The sequence below is a fragment of the Mesorhizobium sp. P5_C1 genome (genome assembly GCF_054049815.1).
Map to the genome: position 1 here is coordinate 1 of NZ_JBFULQ010000241.1, position 8,218 is coordinate 8,218.

The window sequence follows — 8,218 nt, forward strand, 5'->3', positions numbered from 1 at the left end:
GATAGAGGGCGTCTACGAGCGTGCCCAGGCCGCCGGTTCGGGGCGGGTGTACTGGCTGACGCATGAGACCAATCACACGGCGATGAAGCTCTATGACAAGGTCGGCGAACGCTCCGGGTTCATCGTCTACCGGAAGATGTTCTGAGGCAGTTTCCGGCGCACTGGCGCGTGTTGAGTTTTAGGACGGATGGACGTCCAAACGAAAACGGGGCTCCGAAAGAGCCCCGTTTGCATTTCAAGAAGCGATTTCACCCCTTCGGGGCTGGCACCGGCTCGGGCTTGACCTTCGGGGTTTCCTGCGCGGTGTTGGACTCGATGGGCGGCAGGCCCTTCATCAGCTTCTGCTGCAATGTGGCCAGCACATCGGGGTCCGGCTTCAGGTCGCGCGCCTGGTTCCACTGGAAGGTGGCTTCCAGCTTGCGGCCAACACGCCAGTAGGCGTCGCCGAGGTGATCGTTGAGAACCGGATCTTCCGGCTTCAGCGACACCGCGCGTTCCATCTCGCGCACCGCGTCATCGAACCGGCCGAGGCGGAAATAGGCCCAGCCCAGGGAATCGACGATGTAACCGTCGCTCGGCCTGAGATCGACGGCCTTCTGGATCATCGCCAGGCCTTCCTTGAGGTTCGTATTCATGTCGACCCAGGAATAGCCGAGATAGTTCAGCACCTGCGGCTGGTCGGGGAACAGTTCCAGCGCCTTGCGGAAGCTCGGTTCGGCCTTGGGCCATTCCTTTAGCCGCTCATAGGCGATGCCGCGTTGGTAAAAGATGTTCCAGTTGGCGGCAGTCGGCGTCTTCAGCACCGTGACTGCCTTGTCGTAGAGATTGGCCGCCGAGCGGAAATCATCCTTCGACGAATAGACGCCGCCGAGCGCCAGATAGGCGCGCATGTCGTCGGGATGCGCGTCGACGAAAGCCTTCAGATGGGTGATCGCCTCGTCCTGACGATTGAGATCGGCAAGGTTGAGGCCGAGTTGCAGGTCCGAAAGCTCTTTCAACGGCGAAGAGTCGGGGATGCGCCGATAGAGCGCGATGGCGCCCTCGCCGTCCTTCAACTGTTCGGAAACGGCCGCGAGTTGCACCAGGGCTGCGTCGCTGTCAGGCTTCAGGGCCAGGGCATACTGCAGGTAAAGACGGACGAATGGCTCGCCACCGCCGCGATTGAGCGCCGTGGCGAGATTAAGCAGTATCTCCGACGCGCCGTCCGACGGGCCGGCAGCGAAAGGCGCAATTTTGTCACCCTTGCTGATCTTGTCGCGCAAGGCGACGATTTCCAGCTTGCCCGGCGCAAACGCCTCGGCCTGATCGAGCACCGACAGTGCCTTGTCCTTGTCGCCCTTGCGAGCCAGGAACGACGCGTAGGCCTGGGCGTTGCGCATCCAGGTTTCGGGAGCCGCACCACCGGCGGCCGTATCCTGCATCGTCGCGGCGTAGATCGCCTCGGCCTTTTCGGGCATGCCCGACGCGTCGGCGATCAGCGCGCGATGGAAGGACTTGAACAGACCGAACCAGTCCGGCCCCTGCAGCTTGTCGATGGACGCCATCGCATCGCTGGCTTGGCCGGCGCCTTGTTGGGCCCAGCCGGACATGACGCCAGAGATCAGCCGGTCGAGATCGGATTCCAGCGACAGCTTGAGCCAGTACTGTGCTTTGGCGAAATCCTTCTTGTGGAAGGAATCGACCGCCAGCGCCAGGCGCGAGAAGCGCTCGACATCGGGAACTTCCTTGAGCTTGTCGGCATAGACCAGGGATTCGTCGAAGCGCCCTTGAGCGATYAGCGACAGCATCAGGCTCTGCTGCAGGCCGGTGTCGCTCGGATTGAAGGCCAATGCCTGCTTGTAATAGGCGATTGCGCTGTCGAGGTCGTTGTCGCCTTCGGCGATCCGGGCGGCCAGATAGGCACCCGAGAACGACGTGATCTTGACCGGTTCGGCGGTTTGCTTGGCATAGGCCGGCAAAGCCGAGATCGCCATGCCTGTCACAATTGCCAGCCTTGTCAGCCAGCGCGCACGTCCTTGCTGCATCGTATCCCTTTCAGCCAGGCGCCATCTCCGCGTCAGCGGGATTGGCGTAGACTCGATCTTTCCGGGCAAAGCATGGCCTTTTTGGGGTCGCGCTTCAATCCGCCTCGAATTCACAATCCGGGCACCCGATTAACAAACCATGGCGACCAGGGACAGTTTTCCGTTTTCGAGTTCCGGTCATGGCCCCGCGCGGAGCCGATCATATCACATCTTCGGTCCGCTGGGACTCCGATATCAGCACTTGCCCGGCAAGGCAGGCCGCTGCACCTGCGTGTCGCGATAACCGAAGGCGTTCACGGCATGGAGGATGTTGAAGGCGAGGATTTAGAGCGCCGCTTCGACTTCACCGCCCTAAGCCCCCCTGGTGAGGAACCTTCCACCGCCCGACATGCGTTTGATCGTCCCGAAGGGGTGCTCATCGGTACATCGTCGGATCGTCATCAGGCCGGGGTCGGCTTAAGTTCTCGCCTCCATTCAGCCCCGCGAGAAGCGGAGCGTACGCGGCGAGCCTGCGGGATACGAACTCGGTAAAGAGCCGCACGCGCTTCGTCTTGCGTGTCTCCCCCTGCGTGAGAAGCCAGAGCGTTCCGTACATGTGCAGATCGGTACCCGGCACCCTCACCAGTAGGGGGTCGGCATCGCCAACGAAGCACGGCAGTGTCGTCATCCCGAGCCCTTGCCGTGCAGCAACGATCTGCGCCTCGGCGTCCGTGGTCCTGAATGGAACCCCCGTGGTGCGAACCTCACCCTCTCTGGCCCAATCCGGAATTCCATGAATGCTTATGACGATCCAGCGGATGGGATCAGGCGCGCCCGCACGCCACGCGGCTAGTCGATCGCGAGACATAAAGACGCCGCCGAACAGCTCCGGTCCCTTCAGGCCGTGAAGATTGAGCGGCAGGGTTTTGCGGTCGTAGACGACGCGGATCGCGACGTCGGCCTCTCGGTTGGTCAGATTTGCCAGCTCGCCGGACGACAAGATTTCCATCTCGATGTCCGGATGCAGACGCGCGAAATCGGCGAAGTCCGGCATGAGCAGGTGTGTCGCGAGGGGCGGTGCCAGCGTCACCCGCAGCAGCCCGCGCACGCTCTGGTCGCGCCCGAAGACGCGCGTCTCCAGCAGGTGCGACGACGCTTCCATCTGGTCCGCAAACTCGAGGACCTCCTCGCCCGCAGCCGTTAGGCGGTAGCCCGACGGCAACTTTTCGAACATGTGCACCCCGAGGCGTTCCTCGAGCTGGGCGATGCGTCGCAGCACGGTCGAGTGGTTCACACCGAGGCGCTCGGCGGCAGCCCGCACCGAGCCTCCACGCGCGACGGCAAGAAAGTAGCGAACGTCATCCCAGTCGATCATGGTGCAATCTCGCACCGCGCGGTGCGCCTTCCAAAGCCCACATCTACCACATCGAACAGCATCTCGTTTGCGGGTAGCACGGCGATGATCATAACCCCTGCCGACAAGCGCGGCCCAATCCTGAATGGCGCACACCGGTCGTCGCCGCTGGCGTTCGTCGTCCAGCCGGATCGATTTTGCACCACCGATGTGCGCGTTTCCGCACTCAAAGGCTGACCCCGGCAGACTTATTTCGAGGCTCTCGGGGTTCTTCCCGAACGACCAAAGGCAGAGCCTGAAAGGAAAAATCGTGGGAAAACTGGACGGTAAGGTTGCGGTCATCACGGGCGGATCGAGCGGCATGGCGCTGGCGAGCGCCAAGCGGTTCGTTGAAGAAGGCGCCTATGTTTTCATCACGAGCCGAGGGCAGGAGGCGCTCGACGAGGCGGTCAAGCTGATTGGCCGGAACGTGACCGGCGTGCGTGGCGACGCGGCCAATCTCGACGACCTCGACCGCCTGTTCGATACAGTCAAGCGGGAAAAGGGCAGGATCGACGTCCTGTACGCGAGCGCCGGCATGGGCGAAGCCGTCCCACTGGGGGAGATTACCGAACAGCATTTTGATGCGGCCTTCGGCCTGAATACGCGCGGCACGCTGTTTACAGTTCAGAAGGCGTTGCCGCTGTTCAACGATGGCGGATCGATCTTCATGACCGGGTCAGTTGCTTCGGTGAAAGGTTTTCCTGGTTACGGCGTGTATGCGGCGAGCAAGGCAGCGTTGCGCTCATTCGCACGCACCTGGCTCAACGAACTGAAGGGCAGGAATATCCGGGTGAACGTGCTGAGCCCGGGGCCGATCGCCACACCGATGCAGGACCAAGTTCTCACCGAGGAGGCCAAGCGGATGTTCGAATCTCTGATCCCGCGGGGAAAGATGGGGCGTCCTGAGGAAATTGCGGCGGTCGCGCTGTTTCTTGCTTCAGACGATTCGAGCTTCGTGAATGGGGTGGAGTTGTCTGTCGACGGCGGCTTCTCGGCCATCTGAAATCGCGCCCGATCACGGAAGCGGCTGACCGTCCGGCCGCGAAGTCGTTCACGGCCGGACGTCTACGCAAAGGTCGCCACACAGCAGAACGGATAGCCGGYGCCGTTGAAGGCCGGGGAATCATTATCGACACGGATCGGAGAAGTATTATGAGCTATGCGATTGTAGGATTCGGTAAGATAGGCCAGGCCCTCGCCAACGCCTTCGCCCGTAAAAACATCGACGTGACCGTCGCGAGCCGCCGGCCGCCCGAGGCGTTGGCGCCGCAGGCTCGGGCGATTGGACCCACGGTCGTCGCCGAGTCGCTGCGGGATGCACTCGAGGCCGACACAATCATCTTGGCGGTCCCGTTCGGGGAACATCGCGAGGTTGCGAAGGCCCTGCCGAGCTGGAAAGGCAAGACGGTCATCGACGCGATGAACGCGTTGGTTCCCCTTGGGGAGCTGGACGGCCTTCCGTCCTCCGCCTTCGTTGCGAAGTCGTTCACCGGCGCCAAGTTCGTGAAAGGTTTCAATCATCTGGTTGCGGCCACCCTGGCTGCCGATCCGATCGTCGAAGGCGGCCACCGGGTGGTCTTCCTGTCGAGCGACGACGAGGACGCGATCGCTCCCGTGGCGGATTTGGCCAAACAACTCGGGTTCGCACCCGTCAAGCTGGGAAAGCTCAACGAGGGTGGCGCGCTGGTGCACGCACGCGGCCGCATTTGGGGCCGGCTGATCTTCCAGGACCTGTTCAAGAAGGAGCAGTAACGGATTTACTGTCCACTGTCGAAACGCCAGCCGCTCAGTTCACCCGGCTGATGCAGAAATCGATGACGTCGATCAGCGCCGATTTCTGCGGCGTCGCTTCCAGCGGCGCCAGCGCGTCGCGGGCGATCTCGCCGAAGTGGCGGGCACGCCCGATCGTGTCGGCGATCGCGCCGTGGCGGGTCATCAGGCCGATCGCCTTTTCCAGGCCGGCGTCATCGACGACATTGTCCTCGATGGCACGCTTCCAGAAGGTGCGCTCGGCCTTGGTGCCGCGCCGGTAGGCGAGGATGACCGGCAAGGTCACCTTGCCCTCGCGAAAGTCGTCGCCGACATTCTTGCCCAGATCCTTGCTGGTGCCGCCATAGTCCAGCGCATCGTCGATCAGTTGGAAGGCAAGGCCGAGGTTCATGCCGTAGGAGCGCAGTGCGGCACGGTCGTTGCGTGTCGCCTGGGCAATGACCGGGCCGACCTCGGCAGCGGCCGAAAACAGCGCCGCGGTCTTGGCCTTGATGACGGCGAAATGCTCGTCCTCGGTGGTTTCGAGGTTCTTGGCGGCGGCGAGCTGCATCACCTCGCCCTCGGCGATGATCGAGGCCGCACTCGACAGGATGTCGAGCGCTTCGAGCGAGCCGACATCGACCATCATGCGGAAGGCCTGGCCGAGCAGGAAGTCGCCGACCAGGACGCTCGCCTGGTTGCCCCAGATCATGCGCGCGGTCTTCTTGCCGCGCCGCATGCCGCTTTCGTCGACGACATCGTCGTGGAGAAGCGTTGCCGTGTGCATGAATTCGACCGCCGTTGCGAGCTTGACGTGGCCCTCGCCGACATAGCCGAACATCTGCGCGGCGGCGAGCGTCAGCATCGGCCGCAGCCGCTTGCCGCCGGACGAGATCAGATGGTTGGCAACCTCCGGAATCATCTCGACGTCGGAGCCGGCCTTGGACAGGATCAATTCGTTGACGCGACCCATGTCGGCGGCCGTCAGATCGATCAAATCCTTGATGGAGGCGGGTTCCCGCTTCCCGTTTTCGATGTTGAGAACGACACCCATGACAATCACTCCCGTCTTGGTATAACGCGTGCGACGGCACCCTTGGTCCCTACAGGGACTCTAGGGCGCTAGACACGGCCACGGCAAGTGGCGAATTGGCGCGGCGGCGATGACAGCCTGTCAACCCTGCCGAAAGAGCAGGTCTGCTTGGTGACGGAAATCCGCCTGCCCGTTTACATATGCGCCGCAAACTGAGAGTTTCGCCCGATGATAGAGCTCATTCGCACCAACGACGCCGTCATCATCTCCTTTGTCGAATCGCTGATGCGCGATGCCGGCATCGGCTGCTTCGTCGCCGACCAGAATATGAGCGTGCTCGACGGCTCGCTCGGCATCCTGCCGCGACGCATCATGGTCGATGCCGACCAGGCCGACGCGGCACGACGCATCCTGACGGATGCCGGCATCGCCAACGAGATCCGCGGGAAATAATGTCCGCCGCGCCGGCCACCCTTGCCCCGGACACGCCGGCCCATACGGTCGATGCCTTCCATCGCGGCCGGTTCTGGCTCGTGCAGCCCAAGCAAGGCGGCCATCGCGCCGGCATGGACGCCATGATGCTGGCGGCGTCCGTGCCATCCTCCTTTGGCGGACGTCTCGCCGATTTCGGCGCCGGCGCCGGGGCCGCCGGCCTTGCGGTGCTGTCGCGCTGCCCGGCGGCCGCGGCCGTGCTCGTCGAACGGGCGCCGGAAATGGCTGCTTTCGCCGCAGCAACGCTTGCCCATCCCGGCAATGCCCATCTCAGTGACCGTGCCTCTGTGCTCATCGCCGATGTCACCGTATCGGGACGGGCGCGGGCGGCGGCCGGCCTCGCCGACAACGACTTCGACTTCGTCATCATGAACCCGCCTTTCAACGCTGCACGGGACCGTGCCACGCCCGATCGCCTGAGAAAGGAAGCCCACGTCACGGAGGACGGACTGTTCGAGAGCTGGATCCGAAGTGCTGCCGCCGTGGTCAGGCCGCGCGGCGGCCTCGCAGTCATCGCCCGGCCCGAGCAGCTCGGCGCCATTCTCGATGCGCTCTCCGGCCGCTTCGGCGATGCCGAGATCCTCGCTGTCCATCCCCGCCCCGACGCGGCGGCGATCCGCATCGTCGTCAGGGCTGCGCTCGGGGCGCGGGGGAAGCTCGCCATTCGCCCTCCCTTGATGCTTCATCCGCAATCGGGCGACGGACCTGATGAGCGCAGCGAAATGATTGCCAACGGCCTCGCCTCGCTGTTCGGAGACTGAGCTATTCTTACCGGCCGCATTGCCGTTGGCCGGGGAGTTCCTACATGCCTGCAACCTATCGACCGGAGACCGCGCCCTCGTGAAACGACTAATCAACCGCCTGCTGCCGAAGTCCTGGCGCTCAACCGTCGTCACCATTCCGGTCATCCGGCTGCACGGCACCATCATGCCGGGGGGTGGCCAGTTCCGGCCGAGTCTGTCGCTGGCCTCGACCGCCGGCCTTATCGAGAAGGCGTTTTCCTACGACGCGCCGGCGGTCGCCATCTCGATCAATTCGCCGGGCGGCTCGCCGGTGCAATCGCGGCTGATCTTCAAGCGTATCCGCGACCTGGCGAGCGAAAAGAACAAAAAGGTGCTGGTCTTCGTCGAAGACGTCGCGGCATCGGGCGGCTACATGATCGCGGTCGCCGGCGACGAGATCTTCGCCGATCCGTCCTCCATCGTCGGTTCGATCGGCGTGGTGTCGGCCTCGTTCGGTTTCCCGGAACTGATGAAGAAGATCGGGGTCGAGCGCCGTGTCCACACCGCCGGGCAGAACAAGGCTGTGCTCGATCCGTTCAAGCCGGAGAAGAAGGAAGACGTCGAGCGCCTGAAAGCGCTGCAACTCGAGGTGCACGGCACGTTCATCGACCTCGTCAAGGAAAGGCGCGGCGCGAAGCTGAAGGACGATCCGGACCTGTTCACCGGTCTGTTCTGGACCGGCATGAAGGGTCTCGAACTCGGCCTGGTCGATGCACTCGGCGACATGCGCACGGTGCTCAAGACCCGGTTCGGAGCGAAGACC

At 63.4% G+C, this 8,218-nt stretch carries 8 protein-coding genes and 1 pseudogene; 6 read left to right on the forward strand and 3 right to left on the reverse strand.

Translation table 11 applies throughout. From position 1 onward, the window contains the following. Positions 1–145: pseudogene (locus ACXJ7R_RS18755) on the forward strand (GNAT family N-acetyltransferase); the annotation flags it as partial. Positions 146–248: 103 nt separating this feature from the next. On the opposite strand, the gene ACXJ7R_RS18760 reads toward ACXJ7R_RS18755, so the two are convergent. Then, complete coding sequence (locus ACXJ7R_RS18760) at positions 249–2,024, reverse strand: tetratricopeptide repeat protein (RefSeq protein WP_457153151.1); 1,776 nt, start codon at positions 2,022–2,024, stop codon at positions 249–251. 415 nt (positions 2,025–2,439) lie between these two features. Then, complete coding sequence (locus tag ACXJ7R_RS18765) at positions 2,440–3,378, reverse strand: LysR family transcriptional regulator (protein ID WP_457153152.1); 939 nt, start codon at positions 3,376–3,378, stop codon at positions 2,440–2,442. 289 nt (positions 3,379–3,667) lie between these two features. On the opposite strand from ACXJ7R_RS18765, the gene ACXJ7R_RS18770 reads away from it, so the two are divergent. Together ACXJ7R_RS18770 and ACXJ7R_RS18775 are read left to right on the forward strand one after the other, a co-directional pair. Continuing rightward, positions 3,668–4,402, forward strand: coding sequence for an SDR family NAD(P)-dependent oxidoreductase (locus ACXJ7R_RS18770; protein WP_457153153.1), 735 nt, complete (start codon positions 3,668–3,670; stop codon positions 4,400–4,402). 149 nt (positions 4,403–4,551) lie between these two features. Next, positions 4,552–5,151 carry an NADPH-dependent F420 reductase gene (locus ACXJ7R_RS18775; protein ID WP_457153154.1) on the forward strand — a complete coding sequence of 200 codons (600 nt, stop codon included), beginning with the start codon at positions 4,552–4,554 and terminating at the stop codon, positions 5,149–5,151. A 34-nt stretch (positions 5,152–5,185) separates the two neighbouring features. On the opposite strand, the gene ACXJ7R_RS18780 is transcribed toward ACXJ7R_RS18775, so the two are convergent. Continuing rightward, entirely contained in the window at positions 5,186–6,202 is a 1,017-nt protein-coding gene (locus ACXJ7R_RS18780; RefSeq protein WP_457153155.1) for a polyprenyl synthetase family protein, read from the reverse strand. Positions 6,203–6,409: 207 nt separating this feature from the next. On the opposite strand from ACXJ7R_RS18780, the gene ACXJ7R_RS18785 reads away from it, so the two are divergent. The 3 genes from ACXJ7R_RS18785 to ACXJ7R_RS18795 all read left to right on the forward strand — a co-directional run. Then, positions 6,410–6,634, forward strand: a complete 225-nt coding sequence (locus ACXJ7R_RS18785; protein WP_091576439.1) for a putative signal transducing protein — start codon at positions 6,410–6,412, stop codon at positions 6,632–6,634. Then, the gene (locus tag ACXJ7R_RS18790; protein WP_457153156.1) at positions 6,634–7,434 is read left to right on the forward strand and encodes a tRNA1(Val) (adenine(37)-N6)-methyltransferase; all 801 of its coding nucleotides are present in this window, start codon (positions 6,634–6,636) and stop codon (positions 7,432–7,434) included. The genes ACXJ7R_RS18785 and ACXJ7R_RS18790 overlap by 1 nt, the downstream gene beginning before the upstream one ends. Positions 7,435–7,513: 79 nt before the next feature. Next, positions 7,514–8,218: S49 family peptidase (locus ACXJ7R_RS18795; protein ID WP_457153157.1), on the forward strand; the 705-nt coding region annotated here is incomplete at its 3' end.